Source organism: Bacillota bacterium, from assembly GCA_018333655.1.
Classification (GTDB): domain Bacteria; phylum Bacillota; class UBA994; order UBA994; family UBA994; genus BS524.
Map to the genome: position 1 here is coordinate 1 of JAGXTJ010000056.1, position 20334 is coordinate 20334.

Below are 20334 nucleotides of genomic sequence, written 5' to 3' on the forward strand. Positions count from 1 at the left end.
CCCCCCAATTACGCAAAACTACAATCCTGGTAACTCCCTCATGTAATGTCAGCACATTAACTGGAGTGGGCATGGCGTCGAAGTACTGAGGACGCTTCTTTGTGCTTGGCACCGCCAGTACGATTTTTTGTCAGCTGTGTATAGCCATTCTTGACGCCCTAGGGAAGAAGCGCTATCATATAAACAAGTTTATGACATAAACTATTGAGGAGTGAGCTTGTGGTCGATCAGGAGTACGAGAAACTGGCCGAAGACCTGGCCGTTATCCGCTCAGCCATCGAAAAGAGCAATGGTATCTTTCGTTTTCTGCGTTTGTCTCGTGCCATGGGTTTAGTAGGGTTGTGGAGCGGGCTGGGCATAGGATTTCTTTCGCTCGTGTTGTATGCCATCGACATGACGTATGGCGGGCTAGTAGCCGCGCCTCCCTTAGTGCGCGGCCTTCTCTATGGCGTCGCTGTTCTTTTTGTCATCGCTGTAGCGGTAGGCAAGATTATGCTGGTTATGGCACAGGCCCGCAAGAGCTACCGCGACTTTACAGTGCTCAGGCTCATCGGCGAGGTGTATACCCCAAAGACCCTGCCCATCCTGGTGCCATGTGCCATTGCCGCGACGGGTGTGCCCGCCTTTCTTATCAGTCGTGGGCTGGGGGTCTACCTAGCCCCGGCCATGTCGATTTTGCTGGGGCTACTATTTTTGGTTTTTCACAATGTCTTTTTTCTTAGGAGCATGTTGTACAGCGGCGCATGGATGATTTGCAGTGGTGTGCCCCTACTTTTCTTCGCTGAAAACACCCACACTGCACTTGGTGTAGCAGCTACGTTCGGCCTGGGCTTTGTGGCCTTGTACGTGGGGGACAGAATCGGGGATAGAACATGACTGGCCGCGACCAGGTGGATTTCGCTTTAGATAGTGTCATCCACGAGAAGGTTAGGCTGGCCATCCTCACCTACATTGCCAGTAGCCCCGAAGTAAGTGTGTCTTTTACACAGCTACGCGACGCGCTTAGTCTCACGGCGGGCAATCTGTCAGTGCAGCTACGGACACTCGAACAGGCAGGTTTTGTAGAGATAGACAAGCGCATCCACGGTCGCAGACCCATTACTACCGTCAGCCTTACGGAGAGGGGGTATGCAGGGCTACAGGAATATGTCCGCAAAATGGAGACGATCATCCTGAAGTTAAGGTCGCCGATTAAGTACGACGATTGAGGCCAACGCCTATTTAATGGGAGGGAAGAAGATGATTTCTGTACAGGGTTTAAGTCATGCCTACAAACGCGGTGGGCCATTTGCTGTTAAAGACGCCACTTTCTCGATTGCCAAGGGTGAGATTCTCGGTTTTCTAGGCCCGTCTGGCGCTGGAAAATCTACCACCCAAGGTGTGCTCACGGGGCTCTTGCCACTGCAGACGGGAGAAGTGCAGGTGGCGGGCTTCAATATGCGGCACCCAGAGCGCGCACTTTACAACCGCTTAGGGGTGTCGTTTGAGCAGTCTAATGTCTACGCTAAGCTTACCGCGCTCGAGAACCTACGGTTCTACGCACGCCTGTTTGACGTCCCCACGCGCGACCCTATGGAGCTCTTGCGTCTCGTTGGGCTCAATGAGGTCGCGGGCAAGCGCACCGGCGAGTTCTCGAAGGGCATGAAGCACCGCCTTACTTTCGCCCGCAGTTTAATTAACAACCCTAGTATGTGGTTTTTGGATGAACCGACAACCGGTCTTGACCCAGCCATCGCGCATGAGATTAAGGGCATTATTAAAGAGCAAAACACTAGGGGTGTCACTGTGTTCCTCTCCACACACAACATGCAGGTTGCAGACGAGCTGTGCCACCGCGTCGCGTTCATTGTGGATGGCGAGATTAAGTTGATTGACTCGCCCCGCAACCTTAAGCTTCAGTACGGGGAGCGCGTAGTCGAGGTTGAGTACCGTGACGATGGGGTGCTTAAGCGCGAGCGATTTTCGCTATCTGACCCAGAGGAACAAGCGGAGCTGAAACTGCGCTTGGCTAGTGGCCAGATTGAGACTATGCATACCAAGGAAGCTACCCTAGAGGAGATTTTTATCACCGTAACGGGCAGAGGATTAAGCTAATGAAAAAGACATGGGCCTTGTTCCTGCAAGACAGCAAGCTGTCTCTTAAGGGCATCTACTTCTACATGGAGGTGCTTATTGCCGTTGTCTTTGTCGCGGTAATGCTCTTCTTGGTCCCCGAAAACTTTACGCGCACACAGACTCTTCATGTTTTGCTCGAGCTGTCAGAGCCTGCGCGCTCTAGTGTGGTACAACAGCTTGGGGCTACAGGAGCGGAAGTCGTGCTATCTAGTTCGCGCAGCGAGCTAGAGCAGGCGATGCAGCGCGATCGCACGAGTGGTGGCATAGTAGTCAGCACCGTTGGTGAAAAACTAAAGTTCGAGCTAGTGCTGCAGGGGCACGAAAGCGCTCGCATTCGCAATCTGCAACAGGCCTCACTAGAGGGGGCTCTGTTGGCACGTCAGCCTAACTTTCTCAGTACAATTAGGACTACCACCCTGCGGCCAGATGCGCCGCGTTTAAGTGACCGGCAGGGTATCCTCCCCGTTTACTTGACGATGAACGTGGCCTTGATGGGGCTCTTTATTATCGCCGCCTACATCTTTCTCGACAAAGAAGAAGGCGTAATTAAGGCGCTGGCCGTCTCACCCCTCGCCACTTGGCAGTATCTGGCGAGCAAAATGCTCTTGATGTTGTGCCTCGGTGTGGTGAGTACTCTCGTGGTGGTACTGCTTTTAGGCGGTACGGCCAACCTGCTCTGGTTAATGGCGCTAGTTGTCGCCAGCAATTTGTTTGGCTCAGCACTTGGGTTACTCATTGCCAGCTACTTTGATTCTATGGTGCAGGCGATGGAAGTGTTGTACACGGCGATGGTTGTGCTGATGTTCGCATCGTACTCCTACTTGATGCCGGCATTTTCGCCCTGGTGGGTGCGCCTGCTGCCTACGTATTCGATGCTAGTTGCCTTCCGCGAGACCTTGCTTGTGGGGGGAGATATGCAGCTTGTGTTTATGACTATCCTGATGCTCTTGCTACTAGGCGCTGCTGCCTTCTACGCAGCAAATCGCCGTTATCAAAGAACAATAGCGGCGTAAGGAGGACAATATGAAGAGAATACTCTTTATTGCTCGGCGGGATTTAAAGAGCGGACTGCGTGACTTTCTGGTTGTCTACCTATTTCTTGCCCCAGTTCTTTTTGCCCTGCTCCTACGGCTTATTGCTGGAGGCGTTGCCGCTAGTCCACTCAGGGTGGCAGTCTTTGAGGATGGCGCGGCCATAGCGAGTGCGTTGGCCGACTATGCACATGTCGAGCAGTTCGCCACGCGGGAAGCGCTACTCGAGCGTGTGCTACGCCTTGACGATGTGCTCGGAGTCGTGGCTACCTCGGCCGGGCATGAGCTCGTAGCAGAAGGCAACGAAATGCCCGGTACTGATGCGGCTGTGCGCTTGGTGCTCTATCGCCTCGGCGCAGAGGAGGGTGCCTTGCCGGCGATAGTCGCGATAAGCGATATCGGGTTTACCCTGTCGCCCTTAATCCTGCAGGGGGGCCTCCTCTTACTCATTATGACGACAGTGTTTGGCGGGATGTTAATACTCCTTAACCTCATCGAAGAAAAGATGAGCAACACCTTAAGCGCCATGAACGTTACCCCTGCTAGCCGGTTAGAGTTTATTCTCGGCAAGGGTTTGCTCGGGTTTTTGACTCCCGTAGTTGGGGGCAGCATGGCGGTCTACTTGCTGGGTTTTAGGGACTTTAACCTCGGCATGTTCTTAGTGAGCATGGTGAGTCTCGCCTTTATCAGCTTAATCATCGGCTTTTTAGTTGGCGTGACTAATGACGAGCCCATTTCTGGGATCGCCGCCATGAAAGGCGTGTTTGTGCCCGTCCTGGCCTCGGTGCTCGGAGCCACGTTGTTAGCCGAACGCTGGCAATTTGTCCTTTACTGGTCGCCGTTCTACTGGGGTTACTTGAACATGAACGCCATTCTACTAGGCAATGCTACCTGGGGAGAAGTCCTCCGGAACAGCACCATCATCCTAGTTATTACGGGAATAGTCTTTGCCGCCTTGCGCCAGCGCATTGCCCGGGGGCTACGTTGACATGCTCTTGATAGGCAAGTCAACAGTCAAGATTAATCAGTTATTTCTTTGTTGGTCACGCTTCAGTGCGGTATAATGTTAGTAATAGTTAGTATTGTAGCGACCTAGAAATGACTAGAGAGTGAGGCTGGGGTAGTATGCAAGAATCCACTTTCGACATCACTGACCTGCTGAGAAACTTGATTGCTCCACCTGAAGGCAGGCTGCTGATTGCGGATATCTTCATAGGGTTGACTATAGCGTTTCTTTTGGGACTGTTGATTTCACACATTTACAAGACAACTTTTCAGGGCGTATTGTATAGCTATTCATTTAGTGTGTCGTTGGTTGTGCTGACGCTGATCACCGCCATGGTGATCATGACGATAGGTATAAACCTCGTCTTGACGCTGGGAATGGTGGGTGCCCTAAGCATTGTACGATTCAGAACAGCGCTCAAGGACCCTTTGGACATAGTTTTTGTTTTTTGGTCGATTTCTACTGGTTTGGCCGCCGGGGCAAAGCTATACCTTCTGGCTTTCATTGGCGCGGCTTTCATCAGCCTCGCATTGCTTTACTTGCTGAGGCGCAAAGCAACAAATCTAACCTTTATGCTTATCGTACGCTATATTAATGAAAGCCTCGCTGACAGAAATGTGGCGGACGAACTTAAAAAGATAAGACATGCGGTGAAATCTAAGACTGTGGCGCGCGATAAAACAGAGCTAGTGGTTGAACTCCGGATGGTAGGAGAGGACACTTCTTTTATGGGCAGGCTTACCTCTATTCAGGGCGTAAGCGATGCCGTTTTGATGCGCTACAGTGGAGAGCATGTTTCTTGACTTTCGGTATGAGGAGGGTCTGCTACATGAATGCAAAGTGTTTGCGCGTGCTCTTGGTCATCGCCCTGTTGACCCCCCTATTGTCAGCATGCCAGAGGAGCACCATGCCCCGCGACAGTGCTGAGTTAGCGAGAACACCAGACTTCGTTTACAATCGCGATGTCTACATCAATGATGAAGACGGTAGCCTTAAGTATCTTTATGTTACGGTCAAAGGTGGCGGTAAGTACACTCTCTCCGACGTGGAAGGCGACAGATACGGCAGTGACGATTTTGAGCCCACAGTGGAGGTAGTATTTCAAGAAGGGGATGCAGAAGGCCCCGTTGCGGGCTACTATGGCTTTGGGCTGAACGACAGCAATGCAACCTTGGAAGTAAGAGGGGCCACCTCGAGATTGGCGAGGCAAAAGTCTTATAAACTTAGGCTAGACCGCAGGATGAGCGCGTGGAACGGGCTGTGGACAATTAACCTTAACAAGCATCCCTACGATCTCACTCGAGTGCGCAACAAGCTGAGTTTTGACTACATGGAGGTTATCCCTCATATTGCTGGCCTGAGGACGCAGTTTGTACAGTTGTTCATAAGAGATCTATCCAAAAATCCGGCGGCCACGGGTTTTGTGGACTACGGTCTCTTTACTATGGTGGAACAGCCGAATAATCTATTTCTTCGGGTGCGCGGCCTAGATACCGAGGGCCACCTGTACAAGGCGGAGTTCTTTGAGTTCCACAGGTATCCAGATCACTTGAAACATCAGGAAGACCCCGACTACGACGAAGGTAAGTTCCAGCAAATCCTCGGGATTAGAGGCAACCAGGATCATAGCAAATTGCTGGGCATGCTCGATGATGTTAATAACCTTGAGTTAGATATAAATGATGTGGTGGACAAACACTTTAATCGCAACAATTATTTAACTTGGCTGGCGGTAAACATTCTCTTTGGCAACATAGATACTAGGACACAGAACTTCATGTTGTACAGCCCTAGCGACTCCGACGCATGGTATTTTCTGCCCTGGGACTACGATGGGGCGTGGGGCTTTTACGGCCAGCTCGGCAAGGACAGGGAGCTAAGGCGAGGCCGCTGGGAGAAGGGAGCTTCTAACTACTGGGGCGTCGTTCTCCACAGACGGTTTTTGCAGGAGCCCGAGAATGTCCAAGCGCTCGTGGCTAAAATGGAGCACTTGCTTGAGACAATCATTACCACTGATCGAACCCGAGCTCTCTTAGGGGCTTACCATCCTGTAGTGTCGAGATTCGTCGGGAGAATGCCAGATGCAGAGTACTTGAACACGGCAGATTTTGAGCAAGAGTTTTGGCGCATTGTAGAGGAGCCGACAAAAAATCTTGCGGAGTTTCGTCAGGCCTTAGAGAACCCGATGCCGGTTTTCTTAGGGGTTCCTTTCCGTGAGGGGGAGAAACTTGTCTTCAGGTGGTCAGAGTCTGACGATCTACAGGGAGACACCATTGTCTATGACCTAGAAGTAAGCCGGACGCCAGACTTTGCGGAGATCCTCATTAGGCAGACAGACCTGGTGAAGAACGAAGTGGCACTTAATCCGCTGCCTGCAGGGGCGTATTTTTGGCGCGTTCTAATTAGAGACAGCAAAGGCAATCATCAGACCGCCTTTGATCGATACCTTAGTGAAGACAATGTCAACTACCTCGGCGTCAGTAGATTTGAGGTCGATTAAATTGACTGCGCGTGACGGCGTTTCTATTCAAGATGTAGAGGCCAGCAGTAGAGCCCGGCATGAACTGAAATACTTGGTCAGTTATCATGAATACTTGGTCCTCCGTAACAGGCTCAAGTTTGTGCTGCAGCAAGACAGCCATTCTATGGATGACCACGGCTACAATGTACGCAGTCTATACTTTGATGACATGGACGATAGCGCGATGTTTTCTAAGCAAGCCGGCTTACTAAACAGGAAGAAAATCAGGATACGCATCTATAATTGTAGCGATCAAATCATAAAATTGGAGAAAAAAAGCAGATTCAACAACATGATTAAAAAAGAAGCAATTCAAATCTCGCGACTTGAGTACGACGCTATGATAACGAATAACATAGAGTTTCTGCGAGACGCTGGCACAGAGACTGCCCTGATGTTTTACTACGAGTTTAAACAGGCGCTCTTGCGACCTAAAGTGGTTGTGGACTACACGCGTGAAGCATATATGTTGCCCTACATGGGGATCAGAATCACCTTTGACAAGATGTTGCGTGCGGGGACTAGAACAGACATATTCGATACCGATCAAATCCTAGTCAAGGCCATGGAAGAGCACCTGATGATCATGGAGGTAAAATATGACCTCTTCTTGCCCGACTACCTAGCCAGTCTACTGCAGGAAGTATCCCGTGGAAAATTGTCCCTCTCGAAGTATGTGATGTGCAGGGAACTAAATCCCGCTTGGTTCTGAAGAAGCTCCGTTGTCTCGTTTGAGCGAGGCAGGAAGCTGGTACAATCAGTTGTCGTCACGCTGTGGGTAGATGGAGTTCGCTATCGTGACTTCGTGTTGTGCATGAGAACGCCATTTGAGTTTCGCTCCTGCCATGAAGTGACGGTTAAGGGGTATCGATTTTGGGCACAGCATGGGCTCCTATGTGGTGCGCACCTACCTTAATGATCATGGCGATGAAGTCGCTAAAAAAATTGAACTACAGGCGGCGGCTCTTATCGGCACTCTCGAAATGTACCTAAAGGGTGATCGACCGTCTAAGCTACTAGACAAGCTTTCCTTTGGGTCATTTAACAAGACCTTTGCACCAACGAAGACAGCCTTTACCCATGCTGGTAATGTCCGGCGCGTTAGGCCCAGTGGGTCAAATGGGTGCGGGCGTTAAAAAAACAGGGAGAACGGCAGGCATGAAATGCTGCACGAAGTCAATCGGCAGCAGGTTTTTCAAGATGTGCTGGCCTGGCTACTAAGGTACAGTCTTTAGCGTAGCTGCATCTTAAAGGCCACACTGCTGCCGCGCACGACTCTGCCCTCGGTAACAGCTTGGTGTTCTAAGACGAGCTCTTTGTTAAGTATGGTCATCACTGAATGGGTGCTTTTTTTGGCCGCCTCGATAGCCTCACGGTCAAACTTAACTAGAGCCTGCCCAGGTATAACCTCCGCTCCTTCACGGCACAGTAGCTCGAAGCCTTGACCGCGTAGCTCTACCGTGTCGATACCGATGTGGAGCAGCACTTCTAGGCCGGTGTCGGTCTGCAGCACCACGGCATGACCCCCTGGGAATATCTTGGCCACGCGGCCGGAAATTGGCGCAACCAGTACGTTGCCCTGCGGCACGATGCCCACCCCCGGGCCAAGCATTCCCTGGGCGAAAGCCTCGTCTGGAATGGCACTAAGGGGGATGATTGCCCCGTCTAGGGGAGAAAGTAAGGTCACAAATTTTGCTTGGTTCAGCATTTCGCTGATGCGTTCGCGAAGCTGCTCGCTGTTGGTGCCCATTACTATCTGCCAGTTGTTGGTATCTGTGCGGATGACGCCCGAGGAGGGCAAGGCGGCGAGTTTCTCTTCGTCCACCCCCTGAGGATTAAGCAGGCAAACGCGCAACCGACTCAAACAGGCTGTAACATCAACGATATTCGTTAGCCCGCCCAGTGCTACCACTAGTTTTTCTGCTAACTCTGCCTCTGCGTCGGCTCTGGTCTTAGATATGCTCTCAGCTTTGCGGGCGGTACTGGTGGTCTCGGGGTTGTCGCGCCCCGGCGTCGGGTAGTTAAACTTGCGAATGATAAGCCGAAAGGTAAAGTAGTATACTAGCGCAACGACTACTCCTAAAGGGAATATCAGCCAGGGGTTTTCGGCCGGACCCAAGTTAATAAAGAACATAGGCAGGGCATAGCCATAGTGGCGGATGCCTAAGAGAAACGCCGCCAGAACTGTGAGGCCCGTAAAAAGAGCATGCACTACAAATAGTAGCGGCGCCGTAAAAATAAAGACGAACTCCACTGGCTCAGTTATGCCTACCATGATAGAGGTTAGGGCGGCTGTCAGCATTAACCCCGCCACTTGCTTGCGGTTCTCGGGGCGCGCCTCGTGCAGCATGGCGAGCGCTGCAGCAGGCAAGGCAAATAGTTTGGTGACAAATAGCCCACCCGTAAAGAAACCAGCGGTGGGGTCGCCCGCCATAAAGCGTGCTACTTCGCCCGTCACCAGGCTCCCTGCAGGGGTTACGTAAGAGCCAAACACATGCTCTACTAAGTTAGCGATAATGTGGTGCAACCCAGTCGGTATAAGTAGGCGGTTCAAGACGCCATAGGCAAAAATACCGTACCCACCGGTGGCGAATATCCACGATCCGACCGCCAGAATCAAGGTGTTAACAGGTGGCCAGAGGTGACCAAACATAAAGCCTACCGCCACGCTCGACACGGCTGTAACTAGCACCACAAAGCGCTTGCCCGAGAAGAAGCCCAGATATTCTGGTAAACGCACATTGCGAAAGCGATAGTAGAGCAGGGCGGTGTAGGCACCGACCATAATGCCGCCAAGGACACTCATTTCGTTAGGGATCACCCTGCCGCTCTCTAGCGTAATCCCGGGATTTATGGCCAGCATTACTGCTACCAGCACGACATGGCCAAGAGCTGCGGCGAAGGCGGCCATACCGTCGGAGTTAGTGAAGCCTAAGGCCACACCCATAGCAAACATGAGTGGCAGGTACTCAATTATTATAGCGGCCCCCGCCGCCCCAAAGAAACCTGGGCCAAAGCGGCCCCCTGCCATAAGCAGTGCCCCCACTGGCAAAACTACAATGGGCACCATCAAGGCCCTTGCTGTGCGCTGCATCACTTCACGCCACTTCACTTAGTAGCCCCCCTCCTAAGTCATCTAAGTCTATGAGACGACCACCCGCATTAGGATAGCTTGATCTGCCCAGCGTGAGCCTCGATATAGGCATCAAGTATCTGTTCAGCCACTTCTAAAGAAGGCACCACTGGGCTAAGGTTGAGCGCTAACAAGGCTTTTCTGTAGTTACCCTCGAGGGCCGCCTCTACAGTCAAAGCTTCGTAGGCCGCCACGACTTGCATGAGACCAAGCATGTCTAGCGACGGGGCTTCTACTGGCATGGGCCGCACCCCGCGCCTGTCGATGATGCACGGAATCTCCACACAGGCGTCATCGGCCATGCCGGGAACACAGCCGTGATTAATGACGTTGACGATGTATTCTTCACCTTTGTCGTTGTGGATGCTGCTCAAAATATTGACCATCAGTTCCGAATGCCAGGCTCCGCCGCGGCTCTTCCAGAGATGCACGTCTCCGCCCTGCGACACCGCCGCAAAGTGGCTGAGGAGCTCCTTCTCTATGTCTTGCACTTCCTCGCCGCGTGTCTTAGCTGCCTCTTTCTGCTTGGCGAGACACTCGCGCGTCAAGTAGTAATACTGAAGATAGGGTGAGGGGATGACACCTAGTTTGTTGTAGAGGCGTAACATCATCTTGGTTTCCTCGATGGTCTTGCCATCACTGCTAGGCAAGAGGGGCAAAATGTCAACTGAGCGCACCATGTGGTGTATAAAGGGTGTTATGTCCTTGCCCTCGGCAAAGATGCGACGAAACCAACCGAGATGATTGAGTCCGACGTAGTCTAGCTTGACCTTGCGGGGGGATACCTTCAGGGCCTCGGCCAAAAAGTACTGTATGCCAATTGGCACATCACAAATGCTGACGGCCTTGATTTTGCAGTGCTTAGCTAAGAGTGCCGCCACCATGCCCGAGGGGTTAGCATAATTTATGAGCCAGGCCTCGGGAGCATGCTGCTCGATATCTCGCGCTAGGTCGAGCATAACAGGCAGGGTGCGTAAGGCCATGGCAAAGCCACCGGGGCCTACCGTCTCTTGCCCAATCACCCCAAACTGCAGAGGTATCTTTTCATCAAGCACCCTGCCAGCTAGTCCGCCTACGCGTATCTGGCACAAGACAAACGCGCTGCCCCGAACTGCTTCTATGCGGTCTACGGTGGTGCTGACCTTAATAGTGGCATCGATCTCTCTAAGCATCTTGGCCACCAGTTCGCCGACAATCTCTAGTTTGCGAACGTCGATGTCCATTAGGCAGACCTCTTGCCAAGGCACTTCGTGGCGTATTTTTAACAGCCCCTCGATGAGCCCCGGAGTATAGGCACTGCCTCCGCCAATAATTGCTATCTTCACTTAATCACCCTCCTACACCTTTGCTCCTTAGTGCCTCTTATTGGCTAGAGCAGAGTTTTTTCCTCTTTTCAGGCACGAAAAATTACCTTCACATCCGCGAAAAGGTTGCCACCCTCAAATTGCTTTGTTAATATCGTAAACATAGCCAGCGAGCTTTGGATTGAGAGCGGGGGAAACAAGTAGTGCATGGGTATGAATTAATCGCGACGGCTACTTTTGGTTTGGAAAGCGTGGTAGCCGATGAGGTCAAGAAGCTTGGCTATGAGGATGCTAAAATTGACAATGGCAAGGTGACCTATCGGGCAGATTTATTAGGGATCTGCCGTTCTAACATGTGGCTTAGATCTGCGGACCGCGTGCGCCTAAAAGTGGGCGAGTTCCAAGCAGAAACCTTTGACAGCCTCTTTGAGCAGGTAAAGGCTTTGCCGTGGGAGCAGTATCTCCCTGCAGACGCTACTTTTCCGGTGGAAGGAAAGTCCATTAAATCAACCTTGTACAGTGTTTCTGACTGTCAAGCGATAGTCAAGAAAGCGGTTGTGGAAAAGCTGAAGCTAAAATACCAGGTTGCTTGGTTTGCCGAGACAGGGCCTCGTTATACAATTGAGGTCGCCCTGCTTAACAATACTGCTACATTGACCATCGATACCTCGGGGCCCGGGCTGCACAAAAGGGGTTATCGAACACATGCCGGTAACGCGCCCATAAAAGAGACCTTGGCAGCAGCTTTGCTTACATTGTCTAAGTGGTATCCAGATACCCCGCTTATTGATCCTTTTTGTGGTTCGGGGACAATCCCCATCGAAGCGGCCCTGCTGGGACTAAGTATGGCCCCAGGCTACAGGCGTGAGTTTGTATCAGAGAAGTGGCCCTTAATACCAGAAGAACTGTGGCGGCAAGCGCGCCAAGAAGCACAGGATATGATCAGGCTCGACAGGCAATTAGAGATACTAGGCGCAGATTGCGACCCTAAGGCCGTGCAGGCAGCAAGGCTTAATGCCAGAGCAGCAGGGGTGGAAGCACACACTCGTTTTGAGGTGCGTCCGCTAGCCGCTTGTAGCTCCACAGCACAGTATGGCAAGATAATCTGCAACCCCCCCTATGGCGAGCGGCTAGGGGAAAGAGGGCAACTGGAGAAATTGTATCAAGAAATGGGCATGGTTTTTTCTAAACTCGACTCTTGGTCCTACTACATTATCACTGCGCACCCCGACTTCGAGAAACTTTTCGGCCGCAGTGCCAGTAAGAAGCGCAAACTCTACAATGGGGATATCAAGGTGGACTTTTTCCAATACTTTGGGCCTCGGCCGCCGAGAACATTTTTCGTCAACACTAAGTAAGCCCCGCCGTGCCGGAGGCAAACAGCCTGGCCAGTAGAGCTAGAAGGGTTCATAGGGAGGATGCAGGGTGAGGATTTCTAAGAAGGACGCTTTGGACTGGTTTCTGTTTTACGCGATGCTACCTGAAGACGAGGAGCTAAGCGTAAAGCAGCAAGAGATACTTTACGCTACCTTTGCGCAAATCGAGGCCGCGATTGACCACCGCAATGAAGAGCTAATGGCCCATGTTCGCGGCTTAAAGACGCTTGAGAACAGGACTTTCTACGTGGGGCCAGAAAGTAAATTCCCCAACGGTTGCCGTTCCTGCTTGCTAGGGACAGGGCTAGGTGCCATACGTAAAACCAATAAATGCAACCTAGAGTGCCGTTTCTGCTACAACTACGGGCAGCTCCACGACATTCCTCCGGTTGGAGAGGGAATGTGGGAGATTGGCGGCACTAAACTATATGAGAAGGACCTCCCCTTGCTGTTTTCTATTCAGAAGAAGCCCACAGGCATTGCTTATGTCTATCTTGAGCCATTTATGGAAATCGAAAAATACCTCCCGGTCATCAAGAGGTTTAGCGACGCAGGCATTCATCAGCATATGTACACGAATGGCACTTTAGCCACAGAGCAAAGCTTGCGGGCATTAGGAGAAGCCGGTCTTAATGAGTTACGCTTTAACTTAGGTGCCTCTCTATGTTCCGACCGAGTCATCGAAAACATGGGTCTGGCTAAAAAGTATATCGCCGGTGTAGGCATCGAAACACCCATGACGCCTGAATTTTATGAGCAGTTTTTTCAAAAGAAGGAGGCCATCTTGGCGACAGGCCTCGATTTTATTAACTGTGCAGAGTTGCACCTAAATGAGAACAATATCGAAAACTACCTTGGCGAAAACATGTACATTTGTCGGCAAGGCTATATATCTCCGATTTGGAGCAGAGAGCTCACGCTTAAATTCATGGCTGTAGCAGCAGAAGAAAACTGGAATCTGGCTGTTCATGATTGTTCAAACTACACTAAATTTGCCCGCGGTTTAAATCTCGGTACTAATCAGGGGATGTGGTTCGGGGCCAGTAACTACGCCTGTGAATTTTCGCGGCTCCCGTACGAGGCCTTTTTGCCGATTCTACGCGACAAGAGCTTTCAGTTTATTGAAGAAGACGAACTGCCCGAGGGCTACAAACCAGGGGATCTGGTTCTGTGAAGAGCTAGGGACGGTTCTGCTTGCTTCACTTGCTAATAAGTGCACCTATGGCATCAATTTACTGGGACGCACAGAGAAGCATGCGCCAGGACGGGTTTTGCGTTGATATCCCCATGCAAAAATGCACTCGCGGCGCGAGTGCATTTGACTTGCTGTTAACTCTCCCTTAATTAGGACTTGATGATTAATGCCTATAATGAGGGCGTAGCATGAAAGGGAGAGTGTGACTATGCTTTCAGGTACGCACAGAATGTTTGGCCGAGCCATAGGTCATGCTCTAAGTAAGCCTTTTAGTGGCAGGGTTGTGCAGGCAGAGTTTGAGTCCGGGTGCGTTAGGCCTGACTTTGACTTGGCCTTTTTCAATGTTCCGCACTACAAAGACAAGTCACTACCCTTTGTAATGCGCCTGCTAAGCCAGCTCACTCATGACCCCTTGCCTAAAGACGAACCAGAGTGGCGGCGCTACTCTACACAACTAGGTGTCACCATGCACTTTATGGCAGACTACTTTTGTTATGCGCACAATGACAGGCGACTTATGTCCCTGCCGGAACACTTAGTCTATGAGTATTCATTGCACAGCCAGGCCGCCCGGCTGGACTTGCCTGCCATAGCAGCAGCTTGCACTGCGTTGCCGACCATGCAACCACTTACTTCCGTTGCCCTAGTTCATGAATACATCGAGAGAATGCATGCACGGTACCTTGCTGAAAGCCCTGCTATGGATGTAGATATTCACTACGCCTTAACAGTTTGCTCTACCGTGGCCGCAGCTGTGGTCTTACTTTCTTACAGCTTGTCCGAGAGCGCCATATCCGCTTAAAGGTAGAACTGTATGGCTTAATGCCCCGCTAGATGCGCAGGGAACCGCGGAAGCCGCGCACACCGTAGTAAGACTGCGCGCCGTTATGATATATGAAGACCTGGCCATAGCGGCGGTCGCCAAATAGCGCACCGCCGAGTTTTCTTATGTCGGGCGGCGTTTTTAGCCAGCTTGAGGTCTTGGTATCAAAATCGCCTAGTGTCTGTAGTTCGCGATACTCCGCCTCAGTTAGCATTTCAATGCCCATGGTTGCGGCCATATCCATAGCACTAGTTTCTGGCCTGTGCTCTTTCCTAGCTTCGAGTCCCGCGCGGTCGTAGCAAGTATTTCGCCGCCACGCTGGGGCCTCTGGAGCACAATCATAAAAGATGTACTCGCCCGTCAACTGATCAAATTTAACTAAGTCCGGCTCTCCGCCGGACTCTTCCATTTTATAGAGCGACCACAACTTTTCGCTCTTGGCCTCGAGCCTCGCTTGTACCTTAGACCACTCGCAGTCGCTATGGCGGCGCATGTTTCGCTCGAAACGCGCCTTAAGTGCACTAATGAGTGCCGCCTGTTGTTCTGGTGAAAGCTCGTGTCTTTCACTGTCCATAGTAAACCTCCCCTAGTCAGACTACATCTTGTACTTCCAGGTTAGGGTGGAGCACAGCAAGGCCCCGAAAAGGGCTAAGGCGCCCGCGCCCAAGAAAGCGGGGGTAAAGCTGCCTGTGGCATCATAGACGGCGGCACCAACTGCCGGCATAAAGGCACCAAAGGCGAGGCCCGTAAAAACTAAGCCGTAGTTAACGCCGAGGTGCTTGGTGCCAAAAACAGTCGCTGTCAAGGCGGGGAAGGTAGCTAGTACAACAGCCAGTCCCCAGCCGACGAGCGCTGCAGCGAGGTACAGAGTGACTAGGTTGACCGCGATGAGGTGGAACAAAACTAGCGTTACTGCTTGCAGAAGGAAGCTAGCCACCATTACTCGTACCACACCAAATTTATCGCTAAGGTAGCCGGCTACGGGGCGACCAAAGCCATTAAAGCCGGAGAAGACAGCCACAGCAGAGGCGGCTTCTACGGGAGTTAGGCCCATAACTAACCGCCCGAAGGGAGGAATAAGTGCGGCACAGAGCATGCCGCCGGCGATGACAGAGCCAAAAGCGAGCCACATAATCCAGAATACTGGCGAACGCAGGAGTTCGCTCGGAGTATAGTGTTTTTTGGCGCCAGTCTGGCTTGTGGTGGCCTTGGCTACCCATCCCGCAGGACGCCAACCCTCTGCCGGGTTGCGGAGCAGCCAGGCGGCCATTAAGCACATCGCAAAACTGATGACGGCGATGATAAGAAGGGTGCCCTCTATGCCCAGAACGGGAATCATGGAGTTGGCCTTGATAGGTGCCACCACCGTGCCAGCTAACCCCACGCCCATCACGGCACAGGATATAGCGAAGGCAGGTATGTCAGGAAACCACTTGCGCACTGGGGGTGCGACGCAGGCGTAAATCGTGCCAGCACCCATGCCGCCCGTAAAACCATAGGTGAGAAAGAGCCACCAAGGGTAGGGGAAGCGGCTAACCATAGCTGCTAAACCAAACCCAAGGAAGATTAGTACCGCCCCCAGTAAGCAAGTTTTTTGTGGCCCGATGGTATCTTGCAAGCGCCCCGCTGGCACCATAAACAAGGCAAAAACCAAGAAGAAAATAGTGAAGGGCATGGCGGCCTCTGCCGTCGACCACCCAAATCTTTCGACTAGAGGTAAAACCATCGGCCCCCAAGCGTAGGCCACCCCAGCCACAAAAGCGAGGACAAAACCTGCTAAGACAACGCTCCATCTGGTCCATTCGTGTTTGTTCATTACTTCTCTCCGACCTTCCTGGAACGCTGTGGACCGTTTATAGTTTGTCCATTTGTTCCGCATCGCTACTTTGGCACAGCCTACTGTGCCTAGCATTAATTCCACATGTCTATTTTAATTCCTGCCGTAAGGCCTTGGCAAATGCCGCGAGGATAAAGACACACAGTACTACTTACATGGGCCAACCACACATTCATGGATAGCCCCCCGCATCTCAGCAAGAGGGGCCTTTACGCCGGTCCAGATTTCAAAAGCCGCCGCACCTTGGTAGAGGACCATGCCCAAACCATTACTAGTGCGACAGCCCGCCTGTTCTGCCTCCTGCAAAAGGCGAGATTTCAGCGGGTTGTATAAAATATCACAAACTACAAGGCGTTTGTCAAGCCATGCCGCAGGAAGGGGGGTTTGGTCTTCGTGGGGGTTCATGCCTACCGCGGTGGCGTTTACAAACACGTCGACTTGTGACAGGGCTGCCTGCGTTTCTCTCGGGTCTACAGACACTACCTCGGCACAGGCGGCAAGCTTGTTGACGTCCGCGGCGAGTTCCACCGCACGGTTGGTTTCTACGTCGGCGAGAAATATGCGCCGTGCACCGCGCAAGGCTAGCACCGTGGCTATAGCACGCCCTGCGCCCCCACAGCCCATGATAAAGAAAGAGCACCCGAGAATATTAATATTTAAGTCCTGGTGAAGAGAGGTGGCAAAGCCTACTCCATCGGTATTGTAGCCGATGAGCCTGCCCTCCTCGACCTTGACTGTATTTACGGCACCAATCACTAAAGCACTAGGCTCAATTTCATCAAGATGAGGCATGACGGCTATTTTGTTGGGCTTGGTGACGTTTAAGCCGGCAAAATTCATGCGCCGGATGCCCCGCAGTAGGTCGCCCAAGTCATCTACCTCGGCTTCGATGGGAAAGTAGAGGTAGTTGAGGTTGGCTGCGTGAAAGGCTCGGTTTTGCATGGTTGGCGAGAAACTTTGCTTTAGAGGCTTGCCTAGTAGGCCAATGAGCTTGGTGGTGACATCAATGGGGTTCATAACACTCCTCCTCACTTGCTAAAGCGCTGCCGCCAGGCAGTAATTTGCGCCTTCCATTCAACTTGGTTGAGCAACATAAAGACCATAAAGAACAAAAGTACGGCTGTCAATGGATTGGTGACAAAGCCGACCAAGAAGGCGCTGACATCGCCATGTACGAGAGCCATGGCTCGCCTGTAGTTAGCATCAATTAACGGGCTAAGAATGACGCCGAGCACCATGGGGGCCAAGGGGTAACCATACATTTTGAGAAAATACCCGAAGACACCAAAGGCAATCATCCAGTAGACATCAGCGACATTGTTATTGATGGTGTAGCTGCCAACAGCTGAGAGTACGATGACAATGGGGATAATTACGGCTTTAGGAATTTCGACGATGCGGCTAAATAGACGAATGCCCGACATGCCAAAAATATAGAGGAAGATGTTTGCGAGTACGAGCGACCCCACCATCATCCAAAAAAACTCGGGCTGTTCCTTCATAAGCAAGGGGCCTGGGCGCAGTCCATGAATCATCAGTGCGCCGATTAGTACCGCGGTCACCGAGTCCCCCGGAATTCCTAAAGTCATCATGGGTATAAAGGCCCCACCGATGGCCGCATTGTTCGCCGCCTCGGGGGCTACCACGCCTTCCCAAGCTCCTTCGCCAAAGGGGCGGCTCGGGTTCTTGACGGTACGTTTGGCATGATCGTAGGCCATTAACGCGGCGATATCGCCACCCGTGCCAGGCAAGGCGCCGATAATGGTGCCAATGACGGAGCAGCGTAGTGCTAATGGCAGATTTTTAAGCACCAACTTAAGGTCTGGTACTATGCGGTCGATTTTTTGTTTGACAGGCGCAATTTTAAAGTGTAGTTGGTAAAGCCCCTCGGAGAGGCCAAAAAGGCCAATCATGGCCACGACAAAGCTAATGCCCCCGAGCAGTCTGGGCTGCCCGAAAGTAAGGCGCGGCTCGGCAGTAAAAGGATCCATGCCGACCAAGCCAACCAAGATACCGATAGCAGCCACTAAGAGGGCTTTGGCTAAAGAGCCGCGGCTCAAGCTCCCTACCAGCAACATACCCATGAGAGCGAGCAACAGGTAGTCGCGCGGTGCGAAGCTTATGGCCAAGTTGGCGACGAGGGGCGAAGCTACAGCCAAAACAACAATGCCAAAAAAAGTGCCGATAACAGACATGGTAGTCGCCAGCCCCATGGCTTTGCCGGCCTCTCCTAAACGCGCTAGGGGGTAGCCATCTAGCCCCGTGGCTACTGCGGAAGGAGCACCAGGAATATTTAATAGGATGGCAGAACGGCTGCCGCCATAGACTCCACCGACATAGATGCCTACCATTATGGCTAGTGCGGGGAAAACATCCCAAGTATAGGTAAATGATAGTAGCAGTGAAACCGCCATGGTAACAGATAATCCTGGTATCGCTCCGATGTAGATACCAACGAACACGCCAATTGCCACAAAGAAAATGAGCTCAATACTAAGAAAAGGTATTAAGAAGCCCTGAAGACCGAGCACTTCCATCCCTCCTGCCTATGGTAAGACCACCTCAAAGAGAAACGTAAACACAACAACAATGACCAGCACTGTGCCGAGGGAAATAATCGCTTTTTGGCGGAGATTGTTTTTGTCGAGAAAAAACATGGTGCCGAGTAAAAAAAGAAAGGTTGAGATGGCAAAGCCAAGGTGCACCAGTACGAGTCCATAGACAATGACCGCAGATAAAAGCAGTACCACATCACGCGAGAAGAGGTAGCTTATCGCTCCCGCAATATTATCACGGTGTAGTCGTCTCGCCTGTATAGCGAGGGTAATCACTAAGAGTATCGCGCCCACCACCATGAGCTGTGCTAGGGAGCCCGCCCCTGCAGGTATCCCTTGGAACACACCCCTGAGCTTTGCCGCTTGCTGCAACACGGCCAAGAGCAACAATAATAAGCCGCCGAGAAAAAACACTTCACCTGAACGTGCTCGTTCCTCATTCACAGACGTGACCCCCTTTTTGTGCCGTGAAAAAGGGGGGAAGTTACTTCCCCCCACCTGTAACTAGGGCCGTGCGATGTTAAATTTAGCGGGGGATTCTTTGGCTCCGCCGGCATCATAAATGAGCCAGGCCATGTGTTGCTGCCAACGGCTCATGTAGTCGCGTGCGGCATCGCCCGTTAGGCCAAGGCGAACTAAGCCGCGCTGTGTGGCGAACTCGACGAATCTGGGGTCGTTGTAGGCGGCCGTGAAAGCCTCGCGCAGCTCATTGACAATGGCCGCGGGGGTGCCCTTCTTGACATGCACGCCGTAAAAGAAACCAGCAACTTGTAGTAAGCTCTGTGCTTGGGGGCGTAGTTCGCCGAGGGCCGGCGTGTTGGGTATGGCGGCAAGGGTGTTGTTTGCTACCACCGCTAAAGCGCGCAGGGTGCCAGCCTGCACCTGAGGCGCTGCTGCTAGGATGGCGAGCCCAGTAACCTCAATATGGCCGCCAAGTAATGCCGTGATTAGCGGGCCGTCCCCGTCGAACGAAATCTGGTTAAATGTGACGCCTTCAATTTGCTTGAGAATCGCGGCTGAAACATAGGGCTGGCCGCCCACGCCGCTGATGCCGAGATTCACTCTGCCCGGGTTTGCTTTCGCCATTTCAATGAGCTGCTCATAGGATTGAATGGGGGAATCGGGCTTGACGACAATGACCGTAGGTCCTTGTACGGTGAGGATGATGGGCTCAAAGTCAGCGTAAGTTAGGGTGGATAGTCCGAGCACCTGGTAAAGCTGCGGGTTTTCGGCATGGAATAGCACATTGTACCCATCTGCTGGTTGGTCAAAGACATGTTGCGTGGCAATAGCGCCTGTCGCACCAGTTCTATTGGTCATGGTGATGCTCTGTCCGAGCTTAGTCTCGGCTATGGAGGCCAAGAGGCGAGAGGAGGTATCTGTGCCGCCGCCTGCGCCCCAAGCGATGGTTCCATCGATGCTGCGGCTAGGGAAGTCG

The 20334-nt window shown here is 52.1% G+C and carries 20 protein-coding genes; 12 read left to right on the forward strand and 8 right to left on the reverse strand.

All coding sequences use genetic code 11. The features are described from left to right. Positions 1-219 precede the first annotated feature (219 nt). The 9 genes from KGZ92_10940 to KGZ92_10980 all read left to right on the forward strand — a co-directional run bounded on the left by KGZ92_10940 (position 220) and on the right by KGZ92_10980 (position 7809). A complete protein-coding gene (locus tag KGZ92_10940) occupies positions 220-876 on the forward strand; it encodes a hypothetical protein (GenBank protein MBS3889784.1) in 657 nt (218 codons plus the stop codon). Beyond that, positions 873-1208, forward strand: coding sequence for a transcriptional regulator (locus tag KGZ92_10945; GenBank protein ID MBS3889785.1), 336 nt, complete (start codon positions 873-875; stop codon positions 1206-1208). Before KGZ92_10940 ends, KGZ92_10945 begins: the two co-directional genes overlap by 4 nt. Before the next feature lie 31 nt (positions 1209-1239). Beyond that, positions 1240-2094: an ABC transporter ATP-binding protein gene (locus KGZ92_10950; protein MBS3889786.1), complete on the forward strand. Its 855-nt coding sequence runs from the start codon at positions 1240-1242 to the stop codon at positions 2092-2094. Next, a complete protein-coding gene (locus tag KGZ92_10955) occupies positions 2094-3128 on the forward strand; it encodes an ABC transporter permease (protein ID MBS3889787.1) in 1035 nt (344 codons plus the stop codon). Before KGZ92_10950 ends, KGZ92_10955 begins: the two co-directional genes overlap by 1 nt. Before the next feature lie 10 nt (positions 3129-3138). Further along, positions 3139-4134, forward strand: a complete 996-nt coding sequence (locus KGZ92_10960; GenBank protein MBS3889788.1) for an ABC transporter permease — start codon at positions 3139-3141, stop codon at positions 4132-4134. 137 nt (positions 4135-4271) lie between these two features. Continuing rightward, positions 4272-4955: a DUF4956 domain-containing protein gene (locus tag KGZ92_10965; GenBank protein ID MBS3889789.1), complete on the forward strand. Its 684-nt coding sequence runs from the start codon at positions 4272-4274 to the stop codon at positions 4953-4955. Between the two features lie 26 nt (positions 4956-4981). Continuing rightward, on the forward strand, positions 4982-6652 hold the full coding sequence (locus tag KGZ92_10970) for a CotH kinase family protein (protein ID MBS3889790.1): 1671 nt from the start codon (positions 4982-4984) through the stop codon (positions 6650-6652). Then, a complete protein-coding gene (locus KGZ92_10975) occupies positions 6639-7385 on the forward strand; it encodes a polyphosphate polymerase domain-containing protein (protein MBS3889791.1) in 747 nt (248 codons plus the stop codon). Before KGZ92_10970 ends, KGZ92_10975 begins: the two co-directional genes overlap by 14 nt. Before the next feature lie 184 nt (positions 7386-7569). Beyond that, a complete protein-coding gene (locus KGZ92_10980) occupies positions 7570-7809 on the forward strand; it encodes a hypothetical protein (GenBank protein ID MBS3889792.1) in 240 nt (79 codons plus the stop codon). A 95-nt stretch (positions 7810-7904) separates the two neighbouring features. Here KGZ92_10980 and KGZ92_10985 read toward each other — a convergent pair whose 3' ends face one another. Further along, complete coding sequence (locus KGZ92_10985; GenBank protein ID MBS3889793.1) at positions 7905-9785, reverse strand: glucose PTS transporter subunit IIA; 1881 nt, start codon at positions 9783-9785, stop codon at positions 7905-7907. Positions 9786-9835: 50 nt separating this feature from the next. Further along, on the reverse strand, positions 9836-11131 hold the full coding sequence (locus tag KGZ92_10990) for a 6-phospho-beta-glucosidase (protein MBS3889794.1): 1296 nt from the start codon (positions 11129-11131) through the stop codon (positions 9836-9838). Positions 11132-11313: 182 nt separating this feature from the next. On the opposite strand from KGZ92_10990, the gene KGZ92_10995 reads away from it, so the two are divergent. From KGZ92_10995 to KGZ92_11005, 3 genes are all read left to right on the forward strand, one after another. Further along, entirely contained in the window at positions 11314-12468 is a 1155-nt protein-coding gene (locus tag KGZ92_10995) for a class I SAM-dependent RNA methyltransferase (GenBank protein MBS3889795.1), read from the forward strand. Between the two features lie 67 nt (positions 12469-12535). Then, positions 12536-13660, forward strand: a complete 1125-nt coding sequence (locus tag KGZ92_11000; GenBank protein ID MBS3889796.1) for a radical SAM protein — start codon at positions 12536-12538, stop codon at positions 13658-13660. Between the two features lie 229 nt (positions 13661-13889). Next, positions 13890-14483 carry a zinc dependent phospholipase C family protein gene (locus KGZ92_11005; GenBank protein ID MBS3889797.1) on the forward strand — a complete coding sequence of 198 codons (594 nt, stop codon included), beginning with the start codon at positions 13890-13892 and terminating at the stop codon, positions 14481-14483. A gap of 28 nt (positions 14484-14511) precedes the next feature. On the opposite strand, the gene KGZ92_11010 is transcribed toward KGZ92_11005, so the two are convergent. From KGZ92_11010 to KGZ92_11035, 6 genes are all read right to left on the reverse strand, one after another. Continuing rightward, entirely contained in the window at positions 14512-15078 is a 567-nt protein-coding gene (locus KGZ92_11010) for a DUF4256 domain-containing protein (protein ID MBS3889798.1), read from the reverse strand. Between the two features lie 21 nt (positions 15079-15099). Further along, entirely contained in the window at positions 15100-16320 is a 1221-nt protein-coding gene (locus KGZ92_11015) for an OFA family MFS transporter (protein ID MBS3889799.1), read from the reverse strand. Positions 16321-16488: 168 nt separating this feature from the next. Continuing rightward, positions 16489-17358, reverse strand: a complete 870-nt coding sequence (locus tag KGZ92_11020; GenBank protein MBS3889800.1) for a shikimate dehydrogenase — start codon at positions 17356-17358, stop codon at positions 16489-16491. Positions 17359-17369: 11 nt separating this feature from the next. Then, positions 17370-18878: a tripartite tricarboxylate transporter permease gene (locus tag KGZ92_11025; GenBank protein ID MBS3889801.1), complete on the reverse strand. Its 1509-nt coding sequence runs from the start codon at positions 18876-18878 to the stop codon at positions 17370-17372. Positions 18879-18887: 9 nt separating this feature from the next. After that, on the reverse strand, positions 18888-19340 hold the full coding sequence (locus KGZ92_11030) for a tripartite tricarboxylate transporter TctB family protein (GenBank protein ID MBS3889802.1): 453 nt from the start codon (positions 19338-19340) through the stop codon (positions 18888-18890). A gap of 60 nt (positions 19341-19400) precedes the next feature. Continuing rightward, on the reverse strand, positions 19401-20334 hold a 934-nt coding region (locus KGZ92_11035; GenBank protein ID MBS3889803.1), incomplete at its 5' end, for a tripartite tricarboxylate transporter substrate binding protein.

What these genes read in the sequence shown, in the direction of transcription:
- KGZ92_10945 (MBS3889785.1), top strand. Translation starts at nt 873, where the DNA reads ATGACTGGCCGCGACCAGGTGGATTTCGCTTTAGATAGTGTCATCCAC.
- KGZ92_10950 (MBS3889786.1), top strand. Translation starts at nt 1,240, where the DNA reads ATGATTTCTGTACAGGGTTTAAGTCATGCCTACAAACGCGGTGGGCCA.
- KGZ92_10955 (MBS3889787.1), top strand. Translation starts at nt 2,094, where the DNA reads ATGAAAAAGACATGGGCCTTGTTCCTGCAAGACAGCAAGCTGTCTCTT.
- KGZ92_10960 (MBS3889788.1), top strand. Translation starts at nt 3,139, where the DNA reads ATGAAGAGAATACTCTTTATTGCTCGGCGGGATTTAAAGAGCGGACTG.
- KGZ92_10965 (MBS3889789.1), top strand. Translation starts at nt 4,272, where the DNA reads ATGCAAGAATCCACTTTCGACATCACTGACCTGCTGAGAAACTTGATT.
- KGZ92_10970 (MBS3889790.1), top strand. Translation starts at nt 4,982, where the DNA reads ATGAATGCAAAGTGTTTGCGCGTGCTCTTGGTCATCGCCCTGTTGACC.
- KGZ92_11005 (MBS3889797.1), top strand. Translation starts at nt 13,890, where the DNA reads ATGCTTTCAGGTACGCACAGAATGTTTGGCCGAGCCATAGGTCATGCT.
- KGZ92_11010 (MBS3889798.1), bottom strand. Translation starts at nt 15,078, where the DNA reads ATGGACAGTGAAAGACACGAGCTTTCACCAGAACAACAGGCGGCACTC.
- KGZ92_11015 (MBS3889799.1), bottom strand. Translation starts at nt 16,320, where the DNA reads ATGAACAAACACGAATGGACCAGATGGAGCGTTGTCTTAGCAGGTTTT.
- KGZ92_11020 (MBS3889800.1), bottom strand. Translation starts at nt 17,358, where the DNA reads ATGAACCCCATTGATGTCACCACCAAGCTCATTGGCCTACTAGGCAAG.
- KGZ92_11025 (MBS3889801.1), bottom strand. Translation starts at nt 18,878, where the DNA reads ATGGAAGTGCTCGGTCTTCAGGGCTTCTTAATACCTTTTCTTAGTATT.